The 21,655-nt window shown below is 60.9% G+C and carries 14 protein-coding genes and 1 pseudogene; 9 read left to right on the top strand and 6 right to left on the bottom strand.

What is annotated here, in order from left to right:
- Window positions 1-12: 12 nt before the first annotated feature.
- Both cheD and AABB87_RS04180 read right to left on the bottom strand, forming a co-directional pair.
- A complete protein-coding gene (cheD, locus tag AABB87_RS04185) occupies window positions 13-645 on the bottom strand; it encodes a chemoreceptor glutamine deamidase CheD (protein ID WP_058720074.1) in 633 nt (210 codons plus the stop codon).
- A gap of 135 nt (window positions 646-780) precedes the next feature.
- Entirely contained in the window at window positions 781-1,632 is an 852-nt protein-coding gene (locus AABB87_RS04180) for a CheR family methyltransferase (protein ID WP_058720073.1), read from the bottom strand.
- Between the two features lie 314 nt (window positions 1,633-1,946).
- Here AABB87_RS04180 and AABB87_RS04175 point away from each other — a divergent pair, with 314 nt between their 5' ends.
- The 4 genes and pseudogenes from AABB87_RS04175 to AABB87_RS04160 all read left to right on the top strand — a co-directional run bounded on the left by AABB87_RS04175 (window position 1,947) and on the right by AABB87_RS04160 (window position 5,370).
- Window positions 1,947-2,615 carry a GGDEF domain-containing protein gene (locus AABB87_RS04175; protein ID WP_058722241.1) on the top strand — a complete coding sequence of 223 codons (669 nt, stop codon included), beginning with the start codon at window positions 1,947-1,949 and terminating at the stop codon, window positions 2,613-2,615.
- Window positions 2,612-3,454, top strand: a complete 843-nt coding sequence (locus AABB87_RS04170; RefSeq protein WP_341970015.1) for a MinD/ParA family protein — start codon at window positions 2,612-2,614, stop codon at window positions 3,452-3,454. Before AABB87_RS04175 ends, AABB87_RS04170 begins: the two co-directional genes overlap by 4 nt.
- Window positions 3,451-3,630, top strand: a pseudogene (locus AABB87_RS04165) (globin domain-containing protein); the annotation flags it as partial. The gene AABB87_RS04170 and the pseudogene AABB87_RS04165, both read left to right, overlap by 4 nt.
- Before the next feature lie 318 nt (window positions 3,631-3,948).
- Window positions 3,949-5,370, top strand: coding sequence for a tyrosine-type recombinase/integrase (locus AABB87_RS04160; RefSeq protein WP_341970013.1), 1,422 nt, complete (start codon window positions 3,949-3,951; stop codon window positions 5,368-5,370).
- An 88-nt stretch (window positions 5,371-5,458) separates the two neighbouring features.
- Here the strand turns inward: AABB87_RS04160 and AABB87_RS04155 are convergent, their stop codons facing one another.
- The 3 genes from AABB87_RS04155 to AABB87_RS04145 form a co-directional block, all read right to left on the bottom strand.
- On the bottom strand, window positions 5,459-5,683 hold the full coding sequence (locus AABB87_RS04155; protein ID WP_341970011.1) for a hypothetical protein: 225 nt from the start codon (window positions 5,681-5,683) through the stop codon (window positions 5,459-5,461).
- Window positions 5,684-5,841: 158 nt separating this feature from the next.
- Window positions 5,842-9,642 (bottom strand): hypothetical protein, encoded by a 3,801-nt coding sequence (locus AABB87_RS04150; RefSeq protein WP_341970010.1) that lies wholly within the window; start codon window positions 9,640-9,642, stop codon window positions 5,842-5,844.
- Window positions 9,643-10,075: 433 nt separating this feature from the next.
- Window positions 10,076-10,996, bottom strand: a complete 921-nt coding sequence (locus tag AABB87_RS04145) for a DUF3800 domain-containing protein (RefSeq protein WP_341970008.1) — start codon at window positions 10,994-10,996, stop codon at window positions 10,076-10,078.
- Window positions 10,997-11,347: 351 nt separating this feature from the next.
- Between AABB87_RS04145 and AABB87_RS04140 the strand changes: the two genes are divergently transcribed.
- From AABB87_RS04140 to AABB87_RS04125, 4 genes are all read left to right on the top strand, one after another.
- The gene (locus AABB87_RS04140) at window positions 11,348-12,544 is read left to right on the top strand and encodes an IS256 family transposase (RefSeq protein ID WP_341970007.1); all 1,197 of its coding nucleotides are present in this window, start codon (window positions 11,348-11,350) and stop codon (window positions 12,542-12,544) included.
- 278 nt (window positions 12,545-12,822) lie between these two features.
- Entirely contained in the window at window positions 12,823-14,532 is a 1,710-nt protein-coding gene (locus tag AABB87_RS04135; RefSeq protein WP_341970006.1) for a hypothetical protein, read from the top strand.
- A gap of 172 nt (window positions 14,533-14,704) precedes the next feature.
- Window positions 14,705-16,303 carry a hypothetical protein gene (locus AABB87_RS04130; protein WP_341970005.1) on the top strand — a complete coding sequence of 533 codons (1,599 nt, stop codon included), beginning with the start codon at window positions 14,705-14,707 and terminating at the stop codon, window positions 16,301-16,303.
- 474 nt (window positions 16,304-16,777) lie between these two features.
- Window positions 16,778-17,245 carry an antitoxin Xre/MbcA/ParS toxin-binding domain-containing protein gene (locus AABB87_RS04125; protein WP_341970003.1) on the top strand — a complete coding sequence of 156 codons (468 nt, stop codon included), beginning with the start codon at window positions 16,778-16,780 and terminating at the stop codon, window positions 17,243-17,245.
- Between the two features lie 1,004 nt (window positions 17,246-18,249).
- Here the strand turns inward: AABB87_RS04125 and AABB87_RS04120 are convergent.
- A complete protein-coding gene (locus AABB87_RS04120) occupies window positions 18,250-20,910 on the bottom strand; it encodes a heavy metal translocating P-type ATPase (protein ID WP_341970001.1) in 2,661 nt (886 codons plus the stop codon).
- A gap of 289 nt (window positions 20,911-21,199) precedes the next feature.
- Between AABB87_RS04120 and AABB87_RS04115 the strand changes: the two genes are divergently transcribed.
- Entirely contained in the window at window positions 21,200-21,655 is a 456-nt protein-coding gene (locus tag AABB87_RS04115) for a DUF6328 family protein (RefSeq protein ID WP_341969999.1), read from the top strand.

Genomic DNA, 21,655 nt, shown 5'->3' with positions numbered 1-21,655 from the left:
ATTCCTGCTGGGTCAGAACAGGTCGACCGAGCCGCCTGTGGCGACCACGGGTTGCGCCTTTTGCGCGGCCAGGCGGTCTTGTTGGACCAGGGCTTCGGTGCTGGCCGGAGCCAGACGCTTGACCATGGCCTTACCGCTGTGAGGCAGGAAGCAGACCTTGCGCGGGTAGATGTCCATCACGTCCTTGGAGACGATGGGGATGCGCTCGGTCTTGAGGTAGTCGATGACGAAGTTGGTATTGCGTTCACCGACGTTGATGGTGTTCATGCCGGCGATCACCGCGCCGCCACCAAAAATCTTGGCTTCCATGCGGCTCTTGGCCGCACCGCGCTTCATCATTTCGTTGATCAACAACTCCATCGCGAAGGAGCCGTAGCGGCCCGAGTCACCAGCGCCGTCGGGCAGCATGAAGTGGTTCATGCCGCCGATTTGCGCGTGGCGGTCCCACAGGCAGGCGGCGATGCAAGAACCCAGCGTGGTCATGACCAGCAGGTCTTCGTTGTCGACGTAGTACTCGCCGGGCAGGATCTTGACGGCGGCGTTCTTGAAGTGGGCGTCGTAGAAAAAGAAGGAGGCTTCGCCGGCTTTGCGCTGCACCGACTTGAGCTGCGCCACGCGCGCCGCCCCCGCCGAACTGGACGACATCGCGCTCGCGTACGCACCTGCTCTTGCAGCGGCACCAACTCCGGAAGAGGCGGGGGGATTACTCATGGATGTCTATCGGCCTTGAGGTTGAAGTCTTTAGGCGGGCGTCTTGACGTGGCTGCTTGAAGCCAGCGATCAGACGCGTTCGTAGATGGTTTTGCCTCGCAGGCGGAATAAGTCTTTGGACTCGGTGAAATTCTCCGAATGGCCCACAAACAGCAGACCGTGGGGGCGCATCTCGCGGTGAATGCCTTCCAGCACCTTGCGCTGGGTGGGCGCATCGAAATAAATCATCACATTGCGGCAGAACACCATGTGGAAGGGTTCGCCCAAGTTCCACTGGCGGTCCATCAGATTGAGGGTGCGGAAGTCGATCCACTTCTGCAACTCAGGCTTGACGCGGATGCGCCCGGCGTTGCCGCCCGTGCCCTTCATGAAGAAGTTGCGTAGCCGGGTTTGGTCAAGACCGCGCGCGTCGGCGTTGTAGACGCCGCGGCGGCAGGTGTTCAGCACATTGGTGTCGATGTCGCTGGCGGTGATGGAGACGTTGGCGTTGCTGCCCAGCGACTCGCTGCAGGTCATGGCGATGGAGTAGGGCTCCTCGCCGGTGGAGGCGGCGCAGCACCAGATCCGCACCGGCTTGCCGGCCAAGGGCTTGAGATCGTCCTTGAGGGCGTGGAAATGATGCTCCTCGCGGAAGAAGGAGGTCAGATTGGTGGTCAGGCAATTGACGAATTCCTGCCACTCGCTGGTGGCCTGGGTGCCTGTGGTGGATTCCAACCACTGCAGATAGTCCGCAAATGATTTGTGACCGGTGTCACGCAAGCGGCGTGACAAGCGGCTGTAGACCATGGCGTGCTTGCCCTCATGCAGGCTGATGCCCGCATGTTTGTAAATCAGGGCGCGGACGCGGTCAAAGTCGCTTTTGCTGAAACTGAATTCATGGTCAATCGAATCGCCACCAGCGGCATTGGGTACTGCGGACATGGATTGAGCTCGGTTAGTCTCTCTGGCTATCAATTCGGATCAAGGCGCAAAAAACACATCACGATCAGATGACGCGCGTAGGGCGCACAGCGCTTTGCTGGCAAATTGCCTGAGTTCTGGCCTGGATCCGGCTCCGTCACATAGTTTGCATTTGATTCGAGCCAAGCATAGAGCAAACAAGGCCGGCAATGGGCCCTTGTTCACGCCTGGGCCGCGCCTGTGCCGCTGCTAGACTGCTGACGCACAAGCTTGGAACCCCTTTGGAACCTACCCCTCTCACGACATTGCTGGACACCCGCCATTTGCGGCTGGACATGGCTTTGAAGCTGCTGCAGCAGGCCGGTGCCTTGCTGCCCGACAGCGAGCCCTACAGTCAAGCGTGGCTGCAAGACGTCATTGACGCGCTTTGCGACCTGTCGAGCAAAGATGCCTTGACCGGCTTGGTCAACCGCCGCAGCTTCGAGATGGCGCTGTCGCGCGAGGTCGACCGGGTGGCCCGCTCCGGCGAGTCTGCCCTGTTGCTGATGGTGGACATTGATCACTTCAAGGCGGTCAACGACACCTACGGCCACGCCGCCGGTGACATGGTGCTGCGCGCCGTGGCGCAGGCGCTCAACCAGGGCGTGCGTCCCATGGACACCGTGGCCCGGGTGGGGGGCGAAGAGTTCGCCATCGTGCTGCCCAGCTGTGCCGCCAGCTTCGGTGCCATGGTGGCCGAGCGCATGCGCGAGCGGGTGTCTGAATTGCAGGTGGAAGTTGCACCTGGACAAAATCTTGCGGTGACGATCAGCCTGGGCGGGGCGTTTGCGCCGCAATGGGTGCGTTCGTCATCGCTGCTATGGATGGAAAGAGCCGACCGCCAGCTGTACCGCGCTAAGGCGGAAGGTCGTAACCGCGCTTGCCTGGAGACCCAAGTCGAGTCCCTGGTCAGCGCCGAGGAAAAGGGCATGTTGTTTGCCGTCACGCAACAGGAAAGCGAATGAGTACGAGCATGGATCCTGCTGCAAGCCCAGTGCCGGTGAGCCCCGCCACTTCTGTGACCCGCAAACCGGCGCCACGTGGCCCTGGCGCCCGCACTGTGGCCGTGACCAGCGGCAAGGGCGGTGTTGGCAAAACCTTTGTGACGGCCAATCTGGCCGCCGCCCTGGCAGCACGTGGCGAGCGGGTGCTGGTGCTGGACGCCGATCTGGGCCTGGCCAATCTAGATGTGGTGCTGAATCTGCACCCCAAGCTGACGCTGCACGATGTCTTCACCGAGAAAGCCACGCTGGAGCAGGCGATTTTGCCGGCGCCGGGCGGCTTCCATGTGCTGCTGGCTGGATCTGGCATGGTGGAGTATTCGCGCCTGACGCCCGAGGTGCGCGACAAGCTGCTGGACATCGTGGAGGCCGTGCGCCCGCGTTTTGATTGGATCTTGCTGGACACCGGCGCGGGCATCTCGGATGTGGTGCTGTTCGCCGTGTCCATGGCCACGCAAGTGCTGGTGGTCGCCACGCCGGAGCCAACCTCGCTGACCGATGCCTACGCCACCATCAAGGTGCTTGCCACCCAGCAAGACCGCCGCGAGGTGGGTTTGGTGGTCAATCAGACCAACCGGGTTGGCGAAGGTCGCTTGATTTGCGGCCAGCTTCAGCAGGTCTTGCAACGCTTTGTCGGCCCCAAGCCGGGCCAGACCTTCAAGCTGGAGCTGATGGGCGAAGTCAAGATGGACGTGGCAGTGCGCCAGGCCGTGCTCAAACGCCAGCTGGTGTTGGAGCATTTCCCCGGTTCCGACGCGGCCCAGTGCATCAAGGCGCTGGCCGCCAAGCTGCTTGAAAAATGAGCCAGGACAGCACTGAAGCGGCCAATACCGCATTCGCCTGGATCGGCGGCGAGGCCGCCGTGCGCGGCTTGGTTGACCGCTTTTACGACCTGATGGATCTGGAACCCGGCTACGCCCAGTTGCGCAGCCTGCACCCCACGACGCTGGAAGGTTCGCGCGACAAGCTGCACTGGTTTTTTTTCTAGAGCAACTTCAGGTTCATAGTTCTCGCTAAAACCTACTTCACGACCCCTCGGAACCCGTTCTTCAAGCTCGCTGCTGCTTTGAAGAGCTGAGTTTTCCGGAGTCAATAGTTGCTGGTTTTCATAGCTGGCTTGCGGAATGCAAACGAATCCATCAGGCGGGCGAGATTGCTGTTGGATGCGGCTCGTCACGTGCAACTGGTGAAGATTCGGCAACCAGAGTCGATTTGAGTCTCTGGATTGCTGTCCGGCCCAGTTGGCCGTTGAGAGGCAAATTGTTCACAATGTCATGACATGGGCATGGCGTTTCAAATGACTCTAGTCGACATCAATATCCGCCTCACTGGGCGCCCCGGCGGCAAGGATCTTCTGGTTCCTGGCTTGGTGAGCGACTACGGCGTTGTCATGCCGTTGTTGCACTATTTCGAATACATCTATGACGACTTCGCACCTGGAACGCTGAAGCCGATCCGTCATGCTTTCAAGCTCTTTTTTCAGTTCACGGAAGCAACGGCCCCTGACGGGTTCGGCTCCAGGAAACTGCATGGAAGAACTCATGCAGAGCACTTCCTTAGCTTTCGCAGAGCCATGGTGCTCGGCACGATCAATGAAGAATCACTGGAGGACAGCTCAGGGTTGCGATGGCCACCGGGGCGAATCTCCAAGGCCAATAGAGTCGTCTTCTATTTGACCGAGTTCTTTACATGGGCAGATGGAAAAGGCGCGAACGATGCTCAGCGCTTCAACCCCGTTGTTCAGCCCAGCGGGTACCAAGATCTTATGGCTCGCGCAGCCTTTGAGCACCGACGCAGCCGCGCATTCCTGGGGCATACCTGGCATGGCTCAGGCGAGCACGTTGTTGAAGGCCGCTACACGGGGCGCGTCAGAGAGCCGGGGAAGGTGAAGGGGTCCACCAAACGCTTCCCTGATGCTCATTTTCTGGAGCTTCTCGCTTTAGGTTTTAGGACTCGCAGTCTCTCCAATCTGCGAGACGTCCTCGTCACAATTTTGATGAACAAGGGCGGGCTGCGGGTCAGCGAGCCCCTGCATATCTGGTTGACCGATATCGCCTACGACCCAAAGACCGAGATGGCGTACGTAGCGATCCCCCATCCTTCAAACGGCACCGCGCCAGGGCTCTGGGGAAGCAAGTACAAGACACGCGCGCAATGTCTTGAAGCCGAGTTCCGGCGCAGACCGAGAAGCAAGTTGGGTTCGGGTAATCCGGAGTACGCGGGGTGGAAATCAGGTGTCGGCCTCATTCAAGTTTTGTGGTGCGAGCCGATTTGGGGCAAGTACTTTTGGCGGCTCTGGCAGGTCTACCTGCGGCGCGTCCAAGAATTGGTTCCTGCAGCATCGCGACAGCACCCATATGCGTTCATGGTTTTCGCCGGTAAGACGCTCGGTCGTCCATTGACTACTGCCGCCTTCCGTGACGCGCATGAGAAGGCAGTCTTCAGGGCTAACTTGGTACCCAGGGAAGGGGTGCCGGACCTAAAGAACCTCGGTCTGACGGAGCATGGGCACAGACATGCGTATGGCAATCGCGCAAGGAATGAAGCGGAGTTGAGTCCCCACCTCGTGCAGGACATGATGAATCACTCGTCGATAGAGTCGCAAAAGAGTTATACCCTGAAGACTTGGAGCGAGAAGATGGACTTCTTGTCTAGCAAGATCACACGAATGCATGAGCGTGACGATCTTCTGCAGGAATTCCTTCAGGCGTTTGAATGACGCTTGTCACCGGCATGGAATGAGGCGGGCAAGCGCTCCACCGACACGATCCATCCTTGCATGCTTTTAGTCGATGCTATCGGGTCGATCAATGCGCTCCAGCTGAGGTCACGCTTGAGTTCGCGTCAGCGGCGGCGTCCATCACATGTACAAGGCTGGCGGCAAATCTTCCGCGGCGCACCGAGTTCAGCAATCGGTAGGCATTGCCAAGGGCGTGCATGAAGGTCCTGATGCCGTAGCTCGGCAAGCTTTCCAGGGCCAGCCATGCTTGCTCGCGGTTCACCGCCAGTCCAGCTATTGGCATCTCGGACATGTATTGGCACATATCGCGCGTGCTGGACGATGCACTGAATCGGTGCCCGACGCAGACGCTGATCGGTGGCACGTTGTGGCCGACAGCGCGAGCAGCCGCCCGAGCCAGTAAGCGATCGATCGGCCAGGGGCACGGTGGGGTTGCCTGATTTGACAGGCTCAAGGCAGGCCTGCGACCGTGAAGAGCTCGGTCTTTAGCCAAGAATCCAACGTCGAAATTCTCACAAAGTGGGTCGGCACAAGGTAAGGTGGGTGAACCATCCAGTAGTAGATGTCCCTGCTGACGTAGAGCTCGACATAGCGCTCTGGAACTTTGGCGGGCTTCGGCCATCCGAGGAGCTCCTGCATCCGGGTTCGGTGTTGCCCCAAGAAGGCACCTCTGCGGAGCACCTTTCCGATCTGACCCTTGTCGTCCTCCTTGCGCCCAAAGATCTTGTCGCGAATCCGGCGACCGTCCTTCATTGTGTAGGCCGGCTGGTTGTACTTGCACTCGACCGCGACCAAGAGATTGTGATCGGGCCAATACGCGAGGACGTCGAAGTCGCCAACATCTTCGAATCCTTCGGCTCGAAACTTTCGGTAGAAGTCGATGCCTCGCTCGACAAACTGGGTATGCCGGCGGAAGATCTCTTCACTGCGGAACTCCAGCCGCTTCTCGATGCTGGCCTTCACCTGCCGAATGGCGGGTTCGATGTTAGGCCAACCGAAATCGGCGGGCAGGTAGCCATCGCGCACCGACGACATCCAATTGAACATGCAGCGACTCGCCGCCTCCGCGCCCCAGCGGAGCTCATCACCGACTTGCACCAGTGGCCGGATGGCGTATCGGTGAACACGCTTGCTATGCTCCCAGTAGGGCACCTCCTCCTCTTGGACGTCCCGGCCGGCGAGCCGCAGAAGCCCGGTCTCTGAGAGGGTCAGAAAGGCAACGATGCGCTCTGCCTTCTCCTGTCCAAGGTCCGTTATCTCGGAGGCAAGCTTCTCTGCCAGATTGTCTGGGCTGGCGCCGTAGGAAAGCGACAGCTCCTTGGCAAAACCGTGGTGCTGAGCTTGGGCCAGCACGGATATGGACGTGAACAGGTCCGACAGGTTGAACCCAAGGTCGGTCTCAAAAGCGTTGTTGAAATCGACTGACTCCAACAGGGCCTCCGACTCTCCTTCGACCACGTCCTTGCGGTTTTCGCCCAGACCAAGTCGTGTCTTGGCGTACTCACGCGCGAACCGAATCTCCCGGTCGTTGGAACCGTCGGAGTAGAAGACCTCCGGGATGAACGAATCGTTGATGGCGACGCCTGCAACATCGACCCCGTTGTGGAGGACGTCGCTGGCTCCTGCAAGCGACATGAGCCAGTCAACTTTGCCGACCAGTTCGCGCATCACATCGGGAGTGACCTCGCCGGGTCCAGATGCCTGGCTGCTGACGGCCTTCTCCAGCAGGTATCGATAGTGACGAGCTAAAGTGCCGTACTGCTGGCGCGCCTCGTCAACAGCGTCAACTCGGTCGTAGTCCACCTCGTGAGACAGGCTCTGGCGGGCTCTTTCAATCCGCCCTCGCTCGGTGGTTAGAAGCGCATCATGCTGCTCGATGCAAGCTCGAATCAGCTGAAGCCGGTCAAGCTGAGCGAGCCGCCCTTCAATGCGAATTCTGAACTGGGCACTGGCCAGGTCAATCTTCTCTTTGGCCTCCGACAGCGCGTATCGGCCAGGTGCCAGGCCAAGGTCTCGGATCACCTCAGCGAGCTGTTTGCGGGCCAGCTTGTAGTCCGACATCCTTGGAATGACGCCCGATGGGTGGTCGGGAACGTCGACGCGCCGATTAGCAACCCGCAGCGTGTATCGGGCGAGCTCACCCGACGTTGAAAGAACCGATCCCTCCAGCCCCTCCGGCAGCGACGTGCCAAGGGCGTCGTGGCTCTTGCGAATCACCTCCGCAAGGCACTGCACCTCGAAACTCCCGTCGGTGGCGCCGGTCAAGCCTGCGAGCACCGCACGAACATCGACATCAAGGTGAATGACTGCATCTCTGCTGAAGCTTCCTTCGGCAGCAGTTATGACCGGGCCTGCATTCTTAGCCGTGCCAGAGTCCGCTTCGTCATCGCCAATGATGGTGCTGGACGCGCTGCGTTTGCAGACGAACAGAACATGGTCCAGTTGGAACAGTGGCGCGGCAGCCAGCAGCCCACGGCACCTGAAAGAGCTGTCGGCGAGGATTTGGATGAACAGGTCGACCATGCGCCCGTCTTCCAAGTCCAGGTCGTCCTTGATTTCCAGCAAGGCTTGAACGGTGCAATCGCCGACGAGAGTGGAGTAGGCGATGACCTTGCGGCCGCGCGAACTCATCTCGATGACGCCTTCGGTCCCTGGACGCAATTGCCAGCAACATGTGCGATCGGGAAAGACGCGAGGAGCCCTTGACCAGAACTCAGCGAGCGCCTTGAACCTCCATGATGTACCCCAACTCGGGTCGAGGCTGATCATCGAGGGCTCCACGGCGCCGTCAACCAGAACCTCGTCGGTGTCCTTGAATGAAGCGAACAGATCGGCAGGGCCGCGGGAGAAGGGAGTTAGGGCCGACCGCTGCCCATCGCAAAAAGCCCAATAGCGCTGCAGATCCTCCAGATTCTTCAGGCTGTCGAAGATGGTGATGAGATCCGCAAGCGGCAGGAGTCGCACGGGTTCGTCAGGAAGGTTGAGCAGCCCTGCAGAGGTGCCCGCTAAAGTAGGAGCGAGGATGATGTGCAGCTCATCGGCTGACAGGCCGTTGACTCCGTCTTTTGAGAGCAGGACCTCTGGGCCTCCAACGATCTTGAAGCGAATGTTCTTTGCCTGTCGGGCCTTGGCCAGAACGGCGGCGGCAACCGCCGACTGCTTGTCGATCAGTTCATGATCGCAAGCGCAAACAAGGTACACACCTGTCGGCGCGGAGGTCACGCTGCTGATGGGCAGCTCTTTGCATATCTCGCCGCCGAGAATCAACATCACCGGTCCTGGCAGCGTGCCGTCAAAGCGCTCGAAGACAAACTGGCCCAACCTCCGGTGCACCTGAGGGCTGACACCCGACGCGTTCTTTTTTGCCCAGTGGTCGACGACCGCCCCTGGAGCGCTCCGTACGGCCATCGGGTACCAGGTCCCAGCGACGTTGACGCCCAAGAAGGGAGCGGCATCGCCAGTGAATGCTGCGTTGCCGAACGAATCCCACGTCAGCGGCGCCTTGTAGCCGCCGACTACCCCGTCGAGAGAGGTTCCCGCGCTCTGGCGCCAGGCGGCGCTCTGTTGACCGATATTCTGCAGCACGTCCCTGCACGAGAGCCAGAAGTCTTCCGGGGGAAGCTCGACATGGCCACGTTCCGCATCGACAACCGGGGACTGATCGAGGTGTGGAATGGCTTCAATAATCAGTGCCTGCAGCGCGACGACCAATTCCATCTGGGCCAGGGCGTCGGGCACATCGGCGTAGGTGATTCGAAAGGCTTCCATGAAGTCCGGCACTCGCTCGATGCTACTGCCATAAAAGACCGGTACAAACCGGCCGCCGAGGCTCACCTTGGTCTGTCCCCAATCCGCCTCCGGAGAGAAGTCTTCAAGGGTAGGGAAGTGGGGCCAGGTTGCATAAAGTGCTTCGGCAAACTGTTGGAAGTCGGCATAGCTCTCGATTCTTCTGCTGCCGCGTCCTTCGAGCGGGGTGCCCAGGAACACGCACCATGCGAAGGCATGTTTGACGTGACTACCGGCATTCGCCGGCCAGAGCTCGGACACGCCGATCGCACGCGCTATGTCTGCGGCGTCGTACTGGCACAGGAGGGCGCGGGTCTCTCTCACTTGGGCGAGGAAGGTGTCCTTCATCTGTGTGCGTTCGCCAAAATGGTCGTGCAAGCTGATCATCTGGCGAAGTAGGAAATCAGGATTCTCTGCGCTCTTGGCAAGTCGACGCTCGCGCTTCTCTCTGGACTTTCGACCCACGAGGCCTCCTTGATGTTCTTGAAAGCTTACCTGCTGGCGAGTTCTGGCCCTGACGGCGCAGCGGAGGCAATACTAGCGACGCAGCGCTTATCCGCTGGAGACTGCACAACGCTTGCTTTGAGCGAACGCTGGCCGCCTGTACGCGACCGTAGGGAGCTGGCAGGAGGCCGAGCCTGGGCCAGCTACTTCGCTTTGCGCTTCTTGAGCTGGTAGCCGGGGTTTTGCTTCCAGCGTTCCGCCTATAGCAATCATTGCGAACTGAGCGAAACGCTGAAGAGCTGCTTCGCCGGGCACTGTTCGACGCGGTGGATTCACTGCATTGTGAGTTGAGGTGCCGTCGGACAGCGCCGAACGGCTGCATCCAGGTGAGTCAGTTGCGGCTTTGGACGCCCGCTCCGGGTCGATGGCGCCTGTTCGGCCTCGCGACGAGCAGTCATTGTGGCCAACGAAGCTTGAACTTCAGTCGCGCGATCCGCTTCCAGACCCCGGACCATCCAATTGCAATGAGAAATCGCCGGGTTCGTCGTAGCCAATTCGAGCGTCGGTGAAGTTTTTCGAGGACCGAAACCATTCGGTCCGGCGGCACAGCGGCCACAAGTTTCGTCATGAACTTGACGACCGAGCCTCTCTTGCCTTTGGTCTCGTTGACTCCTGGTACCTGCTCGAAGGCCTTGCCCCACTTCGCAACCAAGTGATCGGGAATCTCCATATAGCGGTGGCGAAACCTGATGGCATCCGCCACCTCACGTTGCCTTGTCGAGCAGTTCGAATCCACGGCTCGTCGCACATACCAGGCCAACATGTCGGCCGCTTGCAAGGGCGCAACCTCATCATCGCTCGCAAAACGCGGAGGTCCCCCGAGAACGCGAGTCAGACTTGGATCATTGTGTTTCACGGGTAGGTACCACAGTGCGGCACCCGTACCCACGTTGCCTTGCTCATCGAACGTCAGGTCAACTGGTCCACTAAGTCCTTCTTCGATGACGGCTCGTGCCGCGCCATACATGATCCCCACGAAGCAAGCAAAGTATGGGTGGCGCAAGTCGTACGGAGCACGGGAGCGCAGTTCTTTGGCATGCGCCGCGCGGCTTATAGCGCACTCGATAGAAAGGGGCCTGTATTTTCCAAGCACGGCGACGAGGGCATCGATCTTCGCTTCGCGAGCCTCTTCGGACCAGCCGCGGAAAGAGGTCGTCATATGGAGTGAGGTCAGCGTGGGGGGGTTAGCGAGTTCGGCCCTCCAGTCTTTGGAAAACCGCTCCCACGCCTGCGCATCTTGCATGTACCCAGCCAAGACAAGGCGCTTGTCCTGCCGTGAATCACTTGCTGAGTCGTCAATGTAGGCTTCAAGCATCGTGCGGCACTGGCTCGTACAAGTCTCTAACCGTACATCAATCTAGTGCCGCCCACCTCGTGTGACGTCAACCCATCGCTAACCCAACTCACTACGGCAGCAGGGGTGAGTGACCGGGAGCGGCCCAAGCGGCCGCCGCGATCATCACCGGAAATTCGATGGGCAGCGGCCTGTATTTCTGCTGCCCCCGAGACCAGGTACTCGCCGTGCAGCAGCTGCGGCCCGATCGAGCACGGGTGATGTCCCAGGAGGTGGTGTAAGTCTTTGAGATCGGCGGCCCGTAGAGGGTGGCCATCGTGAGTCCGGATAAGGTTGAGGTGCGACCCACCAACCTTGAATCAAGGAAACACGATGACCGCCTCAACTATCGCATTGGCTGAACTCGCCGAGAAGGGCGCCGACATTGATGTGCTGCGCCAGATGGTCCAGTTCATGGCCCAGCGCCTCATGGAGATTGACGTCGAGGGGCGCTGCGGCGCCGCCTACGACGAGAAGAGCGCCGAGCGCTTGAACAGCCGCAACGGCTTCCGCGAGCGAACCTGGGAGACCCGCGCCGGCAGCGTCGAGCTGAAGATCCCGAAGCTGCGCCAAGGCAGCTACTTCCCCGAATTCCTGGAGCCCCGGCGCACGGCCGAGAAGGCGCTCACCGCCGTGATCCAGGAGGCCTACATCAAGGGCATCTCCACGCGCTTGGTGGACGACTTGGTCAAGGCCATGGGCATGAGCGGCGTCTCCAAGAGCCAGGTCTCGCGGCTGTGCGCGGAACTCGATGAGCGGGTCAATGCGTTCCTGGGCCGGCAGATCGAAGGGGACTGGCCGTACTTGTGGATCGACGCCACCTACGTCAAGACGCGCGAGGCCGGACGCATCGTGAGCGTGGCTGTCATAGTGGCGGTGGGCGTGAACACCGAAGGCCAGCGCGAGGTGCTGGGCTTGAAGGTCGGGGCCAGCGAGGCAGAGCCGTTCTGGACCGAATTCCTGCGCAGCTTGAATCGGCGCGGCCTGCGCGGCGTGAAGCTCGTCATCAGCGACAGCCACGAAGGCATCAAGGCGGCGGCTGCCAAGACGCTCAAGGCTACCTGGCAGCGCTGCCGGGTGCACTTCATGCGCAATGCCCTGGCCTATGCCAACAAGACGCAGCGGCGCATGGTCAGCGCGGCCATCGGCACGGTGTTCGTGCAGGAGACAGCCGAGGCAGCGAAGACGCAGTGGCGCAGCGTGGCCGATCAGTTCCGCGAGAAGCTGCCCAAGCTCAGCGCCATGATGGACGCGGCCGAGCACGACGTGCTGGCCTTCATGGGCTTCCCTCGGGCGCACTGGCCGCAGATCTACAGCACCAATCCCCTGGAGCGGCTGAACGCCGAGATCAAGCGTCGAACCAACGTCGTGGGCATCTTCCCCAACGACGCCTCGATCACGCGGCTGGTCGGCGCCATGATGCTGGAGCAGAACGACGAGTGGAGTTTGAACCGGCGCTACATGCAGCTTGAGGGTCTCCAGGCTCTCAGTGATACTGTCCCGACTCGGCTGTCCGCAGTGGCACGCTGAGTAACCCCGCGCATCTCAGCCTCTCCGGGCTGTGGACTTACACCACGCGCCGGGACATCACCCGAGCACGACCGGTCAAGTGCGGAATGAACTGGCATTACGTGGTAAACATCTGGCCTCAAGGCGGCTGTGATGGTGTCGCGCTAGCGGCAGCGTAGCGAGCGCCGCGACCGGAGCCCGGCGTGCTCGTCCACGTCACGCAGTGCTGCGGCGCAATAGGACTACAGATGCGTCAGATGCGCTACAAATCCGTCTAAGAATTGGGAGGCGATTGCAGAATGGCTCGGAGATTCAACATTGCAGCCCTGAGGGCCATTGCTCAGGCTCCTGCCTCCGATGCGGCGAAGTGGCTGATCGGCGCGGAAGATTCAGTCGAATTCCTCAAGCAGAACGCTCGGAGCGAGGAAATCGTGATCTACGCCGGCGGTCCGGCCGTGCTCATTCACGCCGTGCTCGCACCTGTTCAGCAGGTCACACCAGCCGATCAACAGGACCTCATGAATCGGTTTGTCAGCTCCGATGAGGCTTGGGCGATCCAGAAGAGCTACGGCGGAGCAGAAGGTCACCGCGTTTATCTGGAGCCGCCACTGGGGTCGGGCAAATCGCTCGCCGGTGGCGAGAAGCTCGTCTACCTGCGCAGCTTTAATGGGGTGGACAAACGCGAGCGGGCAATGGAATTGAGCCAGAAGCTCGTGCATGCCCTGGACCTGCACTTCGTGGCAGAGCGGAACGCCTACTGCCGGCTGGACTCACGGGGCGACATCGAAGACGTCATCCGCATCATCCGTGCGGACCTTGCTCCCAGCAGCGAGAAGCTGGTGGCGGTCACCATTCTCACGGAAGACCTTGCCAGATACATGGCGTTGGCGGGCTTTGCCCTAGTCTTCTTCTTTGACTTCACCCGCTTCAGTCCCGGTTTCGGCGGCTGGGGCGACCATGAGCGCATCGATCGTAGGGCTCCGGACCTGTTCTATCACGGCGGTGGCATCCACAACGCCAGCTACGTGAACGGGCGCATGATCGTTCGCCCGACCATTACCGTGCAGGACTTGGTTGCCGAGTGGGAGGCGGAGTCCAATCCCAACAGAAAGAGGGAATACGCCACCTTCAAGATCTTCGATCGAAAGAACAACCGCGAGGTGGAAACCTCATGTGGACCGGAGTTCCTCTCCAACTACTTTCAGAAGTCGGATCTGCCCTGGGAAATATCACCGGTGTTCTTTCGTGCCGATGTCTTGCACCGGTTCAAGGCGGACCCTGAGAAGTACAGCCTCGACGACCGTTCGATCACCTGCCGCAATGCCTGGTACCTGAAGAGCTACGACATCAACGAGGCAGGTCAGGTGCATGCCTACATCGGTGACCTGGCACGTCTCCCGATCGAGGAGCAGCGCTATTGGCAGTCCTTCAACGAATGGCCGAACGGGGCGATCTCGAAGCGAGCCTATGAGAACGATATTCTTGGTGAGTTCAGCTCGGAATACGACCCTCTCAGCCTCCTAAAGTACAAGATCGGGAAGTTGAATGCCGCCCCTCCTGACTGGTGGCAGCCGCGGTCCGAAGGGCATATGGATGCCGCGCGGTATCCAGCTACGGATTCGGTCCTTGAGTGGGCCAACGAGATCATGGCCTTCGATCAGGTGCTCGTCGAAGGTTTCCAGATCAAGCCTCTGCGTAAGCTGCTCGAATCAAAAGGACGAAAGGCAGAGGCAAGCTGGGCCTCCCTGCGCGTGGTCGCTGAACTGGCTGTGGTCTCAGGAAAGACTGTGGACGAGGCCAGAGCTCTGCTCACACCGCTTAGTCGGCTGCATGCGCTGAGAAGCATCCTGAAAGCCCACAGCTCCGTCGAAGAGAAGAACAAGGAAGAGAGACAAGCGCGCGCGGCGCACGGGACGCTGCGTGCGCATTTCAAGGACCTCGCCGCTCAGTGCGACCGGAGCTTTGACGAGATCATGCGCATTCTTGGAATTATTGACTTGAATCCGTAGACCGCGGGGGTGATGTAGGTGTCGGCAATCTGCGCGGCGACCTCGAGACGGACGTCCGCCCGCAGATCGGCTCCTCCGCGGTGGCCGCGCTGTTCGGCAAAACGGGCGGCAATCAGCCACCACCGCGTGGGAAGATGTCGATGATGCTATCCGATTCGATCTGAGGCAACCGATGGGCCCCGAAGCCGAAGAAGTTCCAGAAGAAGCACAACCAGCGAAGCTCTTCGACCTGCCAGAGACAGAGGGGGTCAATGAATCCGAGCGCATCCTCACCGCCCTGTGCCGTCGGACATTCCTGCGCCTCTGGTCCCAGACGAACGTCTACACCGACGACGGTTTCAAGAACGGTAAGGGTGCGACGAAGGAGCTTTGCGACGCGCTCGTCGTCTTCGGGAAAGATGTCATCCTGTTTTCTGACAAGCACGTTCTCTTCAACGAGGCCAAGGGGCTCGAGGTCGCTTGGCGCCGCTGGTACAAGAAGGCGGTGTACGAGTCATGCAGGCAACTCCATGGAGCGAAGCTCTGGCTCGAACGCTTCCCGCAGCGCGCCTTTCTGGACGCCAAGTGCACAAGGCCGTTGCCGGTCCCCGTCCCTGCCGAGAATGTCATCTTCCACCTGGTGGCCGTGACCCGCGGCAGCCGTGACGCTGCGATTGCTCATAACAATGGGGTTGGTCGCGGATCGTTCGCGGTGAACAACGCGATAGAGGGCGACGCCCACAACGCGCTCCCTTTCGTCGTCGGCATCCCCCAGTCGGAGAAGCACTTTGTTCATGTCTTCGATGAGGTGTCCATTGAGCTCGTGCTCCGCGAGCTCGACACCGGCGTCGACTTTCTGGACTACCTCAAGAAGCGACAGGCGTTGCTTGGCACGTCCGGGATCATGGTCAGCGCCACCGGCGAGGAGGAACTGCTCGCGGCGTACTTGCGTACGACGGATGTCGATGGCCAGGAGCATTTGTTTTTCGACGTCAGCGATGGCGAAACGCCCCCTGATGCCATCGTCTTCGATGCTGGTTCCTATGACGCACTCACTGAGGACATCGGCTACAAGCGGAAGCAGCGAGTTGACCGATTCAGCTACGCCTGGGATCGGCTGATCGACGGGTTCATCGACTACGGTGACCCGAAGCTCCTCATGCCATATCTGGTGCAGACCAACGCCGAGACAGAGCACGGGTTGCGCCTCATGGCCGCGGAGTCACGCTACCGCCGCAGGCAGTTGGCAACGTCCCTCATCAACGCCCTCGACCGAGTCGAACCTGGCATGCGGCTCGGCCGGGTCGTGTACGGAGGAATTGCCGGCGAGACGGTCTTTGTCATCGTGATCGTGCCCAAGCGGTCGACCGAGACCTACGATGAGTACCGCACCTATCGCCGCGGCGTCCTCCACGCCTATGTGAGAACCGCCAAGTTGAAGGCACCCCTTGGCACGGTCTTTGTTGGCATTGCCCTCGACAACCCACACAAGGACTACGAGGGTGGCGCAGAGGACCTGATGGTCTACTCGCAGGAGTCTTGGAGCGCGGCCGACCTTGCCGAGCTCGAGCGAAAGCGCGAGGAGCTGGGATTGTGGAAAGGCAAAGGTGAGCAGTGGCGTTTTCGCCAGGACGAGTTCCCTGGCGACGATCAGAGGCTCGCGCTTCGCAGGGTGGTCGACGAACCGGCCGTGTCGGGTCAGAAGCGCGACGCTCAAAAGAAGCGGAAGGCCGAGAAGCGGCAGCACAAGGCCCAGGCCGCCTCGAAGCGGCGCAACCGCAAGAAGAAATAGGCTACCGACGTAGCCCTTCGGCTAGCGCATGCCCGCCAGCAAAACGCCTCAAGCAGTGCGATCCCGACCAGGGCTCCGGTTGGTGGGGTCCCTCTTGGTCTCCGCGATGGGCGCCTTCTGTGTGCTCAGTTGCTGTTCAGGACCGCCGACCGCTTCAGGACGGCAGATTGGCTTTTCCCGCCGGTGGCACCGGGTTGGGCGCGAGGAACAGTCGCTCGGACGGGCAATGAGCCGAGTTCCTGCGTGGCCTACCGCGGACGACGGCACCGGACTCCAAACCGGCCGTTGGCGCCGCCGCCGGCATCCCTCAGCAATGACCACGATGTGTCCGACACCGTGAGCCTGGCTGCTGGGACCGACAGTCCGCTCCCGCTGCAGAACCGCCAGCCCGTGGTCCTCGACACGGAACTCCCACATTCCTGCTGGCATGATTCGACGTAGCCATCGGCGGTTCTGTACGAGTAGCATCAAACCATGCCCAGGAAAACTGATCCGAAACACACGTCGAAGCCGCAGCACCAGGCTTCAAACGAAGAGAGAGATTGGCTAGACATGGCGCCGGTCGGTCGCGAGTTCGGCAGCCCCGACTATGAGCGATTAACAGCGTTGGATCAGGCCGCATTTGCTGCTTTCCAATCGTGGGAGCAGGTACGGGACTGGTTGGTGGCACCAAATCCTCAGCTTGAAGGCGTCTGCCCAGAGGACGCAGCGCGTAGCCCCGATGGACTGAGCAAAGTCATGGCTATCCTTATGACTGCTGGCGGCCGTGCTAGTTGCGATTTCATGCGCGAGGCTGAGAACATGCCTGTTCAGGAGCGAGACTCGCTAAACGGGCTGGGCGAAGTCAAGAACCTCAAAGGCATGTTTGGTCGGCCTTCTAGACAGGTCACCATCGAAGACATGAACCCCGCCATCGCGCGCCGTGGTGCCAGAAAGAAATAGCGCTCGGGCGGACTGAAAGTAACGCTTTTAGGCCGCTGGGGCTCGCAGATATGACGCTTCTAGGCTGTTATGCACAGTGCTCATTTATGTGCAGGTCTCCGACGCCGTCACGCTGCAGGCCCCGTGAATGCTAGCGTTGCCGGCGTCAAGGGCGAGGACGTGCTGCACATAACGTTTGATTTCCGACGAGGCGAGACCGAGGTCCAATAGTCTTGTCACGCGGTAGCCGCCGACGCGATTGCCATGGCACACCGCCCCAACCGAAATCGCCCGTTGTGATAGGTCCTCCCTCGACAGGGGGCAATCAAATCCCTGAGATTGGAACAGCTCGCCGCGCGCTGGAGATGAAGCTGCGGCGCGCACCCTCAGCAAGGATTCATCGCCATTGGCGCCTTTGAGCATGACGAGTCTATGGACAGTTTCGTAGCGCAGGCACGGCCCCCGCACGAGGGAGACGTCGCACGAGCACCTACTGGGCTACTCATAATCGAGCACTGTGCATAACAGCCTTTATGTAGAGCTGTACATAAAGGCTGGAAGCGGGTATTCGATACCGCGCGGCCGCTACCCGCTGGCGACCCATAGCGGGTGCCGACGAATGTCTGCAAACCGGCACGCCAGCACACACGAGATCGGGATCCTGGTCCCCGCCTGATTGCAAGTTTCGCGCGAAAGGCAGTTGTCGACCCATGCGTCGCTCGCTGGCAACGGACTGCGTCATCGACCGATTGTTGTGAAGCCGCCGCTTCGAGAGTCCATCGAAAGCATGTCAGTGGTAGTAAGGTCGTACAGTTCCATCGATTTTTGGATGAGCCGCAGAATCTCTTCTAGCTGCGAAAGCCCTGTGAGTGCCCATTGCAGGCTCTGCGTATCGCGGCAATCGGGGGACTTTCAGCACACCGTATGTCCCAGAAAGCGTTGGAGAACAAGGTCCCGAGTTGTTTCCTCAAGGACTCTGAAACAGGTCTAGCCAGAACAATGTGCTTGCTACGAGTCGGGCTGCTTCATAGGCGATTCCTCCCAGCAGCGCTCGCTCCCGACCCTTGATAGGCGAGCAGCCGCAGCGCGTTGATGACGACGATCAGGGTCGATCCCTCATGGAACAGCACGGCGGTGCCGATGTTCAAGCCAAGAATCGTGGCCGGGATCAGGACCGCCACCACCCCTAGGCTCACGAAGAGGTTCTGCTTGATGATCCTGCTCGTGCTCCGAGACAGACCGACGGCGAAGGGTAGCTGGGCAAGGTCGTCAGCCATCAAGGCGACATCGGCAGTCTCCAACGCCACATCAGAGCCCGCCGCACCCATGGCGATGCCGACAGTCGCATTGGCCATCGCTGGCGCGTCGTTGACGCCATCCCCCACCATGGCCACCTTGCCGTGTTTCTCGCGGAGTGCCTTGATCGCCTCGACCTTTTGCTCCGGCATCAGATCTCCGCGCGCTTCGGTCAATCCGACGGACTTGGCCACGGCATCGGCCACCTGCTGGTTGTCGCCGGAAATCATGATCAAGCGCTCGATTCCCAGCGCTCGCAGCTGTGCCATCACATCACTGGCCACCGGTCGCGGCGTGTCCATCACCGCGATCACCCCCAGGAAGCGCTGGCCTTTGCGGACCACCATCGTCGTGCGCCCGCTCGCGACCAGCTTGTCATTGGCCTCTTTGACTTCGACCGACAACGCCGCACCGGGCAGCTCCGAGAACAGCACCGGTTTGCCGATGTAGACATCCTCGCCATCGACCTTCGCCTGCACGCCACGCCCCGTGATGCTCTTGACCTCGCTGGCCACGGCAGGCTTCACGCGATCGCCAAGGCGCTCACGGGCGCCTGTCACGATGGCGGATGCGAGCGGGTGATCGCTGTGCTCTTCAACCGCCAATGCCACAGCGAGTAGCTCATCCTCAGTTGCGCCCGGTGCTGCCGACACCTCGGTCAACTTTGGCTTGCCCTCGGTGAGCGTGCCAGTCTTGTCGAAAGCGATCGACGTGAGCGTGCCCAAGTTCTCCAGCGGACCACCGCCCTTGACCAGGACACCGCCGCGCCCGGCTCTCGCGACACCGCTCAGCACGGCGCTGGGCACCGAGATGGCGAGGGCGCAGGGGCTCGCAGCGACCAATACGGCCATTGCCCGGTAGAAGCTCGCCGAGAACGGCTCGTCGATGACGAAGCAGGCGAACATCAACAAGCCGACCATGACCAAGACGGCGGGGACGAAGATTCGTTCCACTTTCTCGGTGAACTGCTGCGTCGGCGAGCGCTGCGCCTCGGCCTCGGTGACCATCTTGACCACCCGTGCCATGGTCGACTGCTCGGAGCGCCGTGCCACCATGACCTCGATGGCGCCCGAGCCGTTGATGGTGCCGGCGAACACTCGGTGTTCCGGTCCGACGCGGTCGAACGCCGCAAGAGCGGCCTTCCCATCCTCGATCGGTCGCTTGTCGACAGGCACGCTCTCGCCAGTCACGGGTGCCTGGTTGACGCTGGACGTGCCGACCACGACCACGCCGTCTGCAGGCAGGCGCTCGTTCGGGCGCACGATCACGACATCGCCAACCTGCAACTTCGACACGGCGACTTCTTCGGTGCCGCTCTCGCGCCGTACGGTCGCCGTCTCAGGCGCGAGCTTGGCCAGTGCTTCGATCGCCTTGCGCGCACGCCCCATTGCGTAGTGCTCCAGGGAGTGCCCCAGGCTGAAGAGGAACAAGAGGAGCGCACCTTCGGCCCATTCGCCCAGCGCGGCGGCGCCGATTGCAGCGGCCAGCATCAGCGTGTCGATCTCGAAGCGGCGAGCCATCAGGTTGTCGAAGGCCTCCTTCACTGTGTAGTAGCCGCCGAAGCCATAAGCGCCGACATAGAAGGCTGTCGGCAACCAGTTCGGCCCCACGCCGCCGCGCCCGAGCAGCCAGCCCGCGAGCAAGAGCGCACCGGCCATCAACGCAAAAATCAGTTCGGTTTTCTCACCAAACAGGCCGCCATGCTCATGGCTGTGCCCGGCATGGTCGCCGCCCTTGCCATGCTCCTCGTCCTCGCCCTTTTCGTGGTCGTGGTCGTGGTCGTGGTCGTTTGAGGTTGGCTCGTTCTCTGTGTGCTTGTCCTCTTTGTGTTCGTGCCCGTCTTCACCTTTTGCGTCAACGGCGTGGTCGTGTTTGTGGTCACGGTCATGGGCATTCGCATGGCCATGGCCCGATGGCGTCGGCGGCCGTCCTGTAGCGATGGCCTGGCCGGGAACACCCAGGTCCGCTGCCGCGGCCAGCAGCTTGTCTTCCGACACCTGGTCCCTGTCGTACTCGATGCGGATCACCCCCGAGGCGCCGACATCGGCTTCCATGACCCCGGGCACCCTGCGCAAGTCATCGGCCACGCGCCTGGCGGCTCGCGCATGCATCGGCTGGCTGGCCTTGATCAACAGATGCGAGTACCGCTCGCTCAGCATCCCGCCGACCGAACCGATCAGTTCCCGGAGCCGCGTCAGGGAGATCACGCCCGGGTCGTAGTGAACGCACAACTGCGGCGTCTTGGCCGCGTCGCGCACGATGTGTGCCTCTTGCACGCCGGGTCGTCCTTCGAGTGCCTGCGTCAAGCGCTCGACACAACGGTCTTCTACGTCGTCGATACCGGGCAGGATAAGCGGCAGGTCTAGGCGAAGTTTGGTCGTTTCGGTCATGGCATCGGCTCACAGTTGTACTTCGGCTTCATCGTTTCGTCGCACTCGCACAAACGAGTGTTTGTGCCTACGGGCTGGGTCTCATCGCGGGTAGACCGGGTGAACAAGTCTTGATCGTTCGCAAAGCGCCGGAATGCACGGAAGCGCACTGCCAGCCACGGCGCCCCTTACGGCAATCAGCATGCCCCGTCCCAACGCTGCGCAGTGCATCTGCCTGCGTGATTCGCAAACCCTGAGGGCTCGCATCGGGTACAACAGCGCGGCCATCCAACCACTGAAGGAGCCCCGTTTGGACCCAGCTCATGTACCCGCGGACGACGGCGACCTGACCGACATGCTGGGCGAGCTGCGGGTCTTGCTGCCCACCGCACAACTGCTGTCGGCGTTCTTGATCACCGTACCCTTCACCGCGGGCTTCTCCGCCATCGTCGCCGCGGAAAAACATGTGTTCCTGGCAACCTTCGTGCTGTCCGTCGCCAGCCTCATCTTGCTGAGCGCGCCGGCCGTTCAGCACCGTCTCATTCGTCCGCTGGTGAACCGGGCAAAGTTCAAGCGCCTGACCACGTTTCAGATCGTGCTGGGTTCCTTCACCCTGTCGCTCGCCCTGGTCTTTGCCACTCAGTTTGTGCTGTCCGAAGTGCTCGGGCACGCCATTGGCTCGGCAGTGGCCGGCGGCATGGCAGTGCTGATCCTCGTGCTTTGGTGGATGCTGCCGAAATTCTGGCGAGCACAAGGGCATTTGTAG

Origin of the sequence: Roseateles sp. PN1 (assembly GCF_038419725.1) — a bacterium.
In the GTDB taxonomy this organism is placed as follows: Bacteria; Pseudomonadota; Gammaproteobacteria; order Burkholderiales; family Burkholderiaceae_C; genus Paucibacter_A.
Note: the sequence above shows the minus strand (reverse complement) of the source record. Positions and strands in the feature narration are given on the sequence as shown.

Excerpts from the sequence above, each read along its gene's own strand:
- AABB87_RS04120 (WP_341970001.1), bottom strand. The coding sequence starts at position 20,910 with ATGACCGAAACGACCAAACTTCGCCTAGACCTGCCGCTTATCCTGCCC.
- AABB87_RS04160 (WP_341970013.1), top strand. The coding sequence starts at position 3,949 with ATGACTCTAGTCGACATCAATATCCGCCTCACTGGGCGCCCCGGCGGC.
- AABB87_RS04130 (WP_341970005.1), top strand. The coding sequence starts at position 14,705 with ATGGGCCCCGAAGCCGAAGAAGTTCCAGAAGAAGCACAACCAGCGAAG.
- AABB87_RS04125 (WP_341970003.1), top strand. The coding sequence starts at position 16,778 with ATGCCCAGGAAAACTGATCCGAAACACACGTCGAAGCCGCAGCACCAG.
- AABB87_RS04180 (WP_058720073.1), bottom strand. The coding sequence starts at position 1,632 with ATGTCCGCAGTACCCAATGCCGCTGGTGGCGATTCGATTGACCATGAA.
- AABB87_RS04155 (WP_341970011.1), bottom strand. The coding sequence starts at position 5,683 with ATGTCCGAGATGCCAATAGCTGGACTGGCGGTGAACCGCGAGCAAGCA.
- AABB87_RS04175 (WP_058722241.1), top strand. The coding sequence starts at position 1,947 with ATGGCTTTGAAGCTGCTGCAGCAGGCCGGTGCCTTGCTGCCCGACAGC.
- AABB87_RS04140 (WP_341970007.1), top strand. The coding sequence starts at position 11,348 with ATGACCGCCTCAACTATCGCATTGGCTGAACTCGCCGAGAAGGGCGCC.
- AABB87_RS04170 (WP_341970015.1), top strand. The coding sequence starts at position 2,612 with ATGAGTACGAGCATGGATCCTGCTGCAAGCCCAGTGCCGGTGAGCCCC.
- cheD (WP_058720074.1), bottom strand. The coding sequence starts at position 645 with ATGTCGTCCAGTTCGGCGGGGGCGGCGCGCGTGGCGCAGCTCAAGTCG.
- AABB87_RS04145 (WP_341970008.1), bottom strand. The coding sequence starts at position 10,996 with ATGCTTGAAGCCTACATTGACGACTCAGCAAGTGATTCACGGCAGGAC.
- AABB87_RS04135 (WP_341970006.1), top strand. The coding sequence starts at position 12,823 with ATGGCTCGGAGATTCAACATTGCAGCCCTGAGGGCCATTGCTCAGGCT.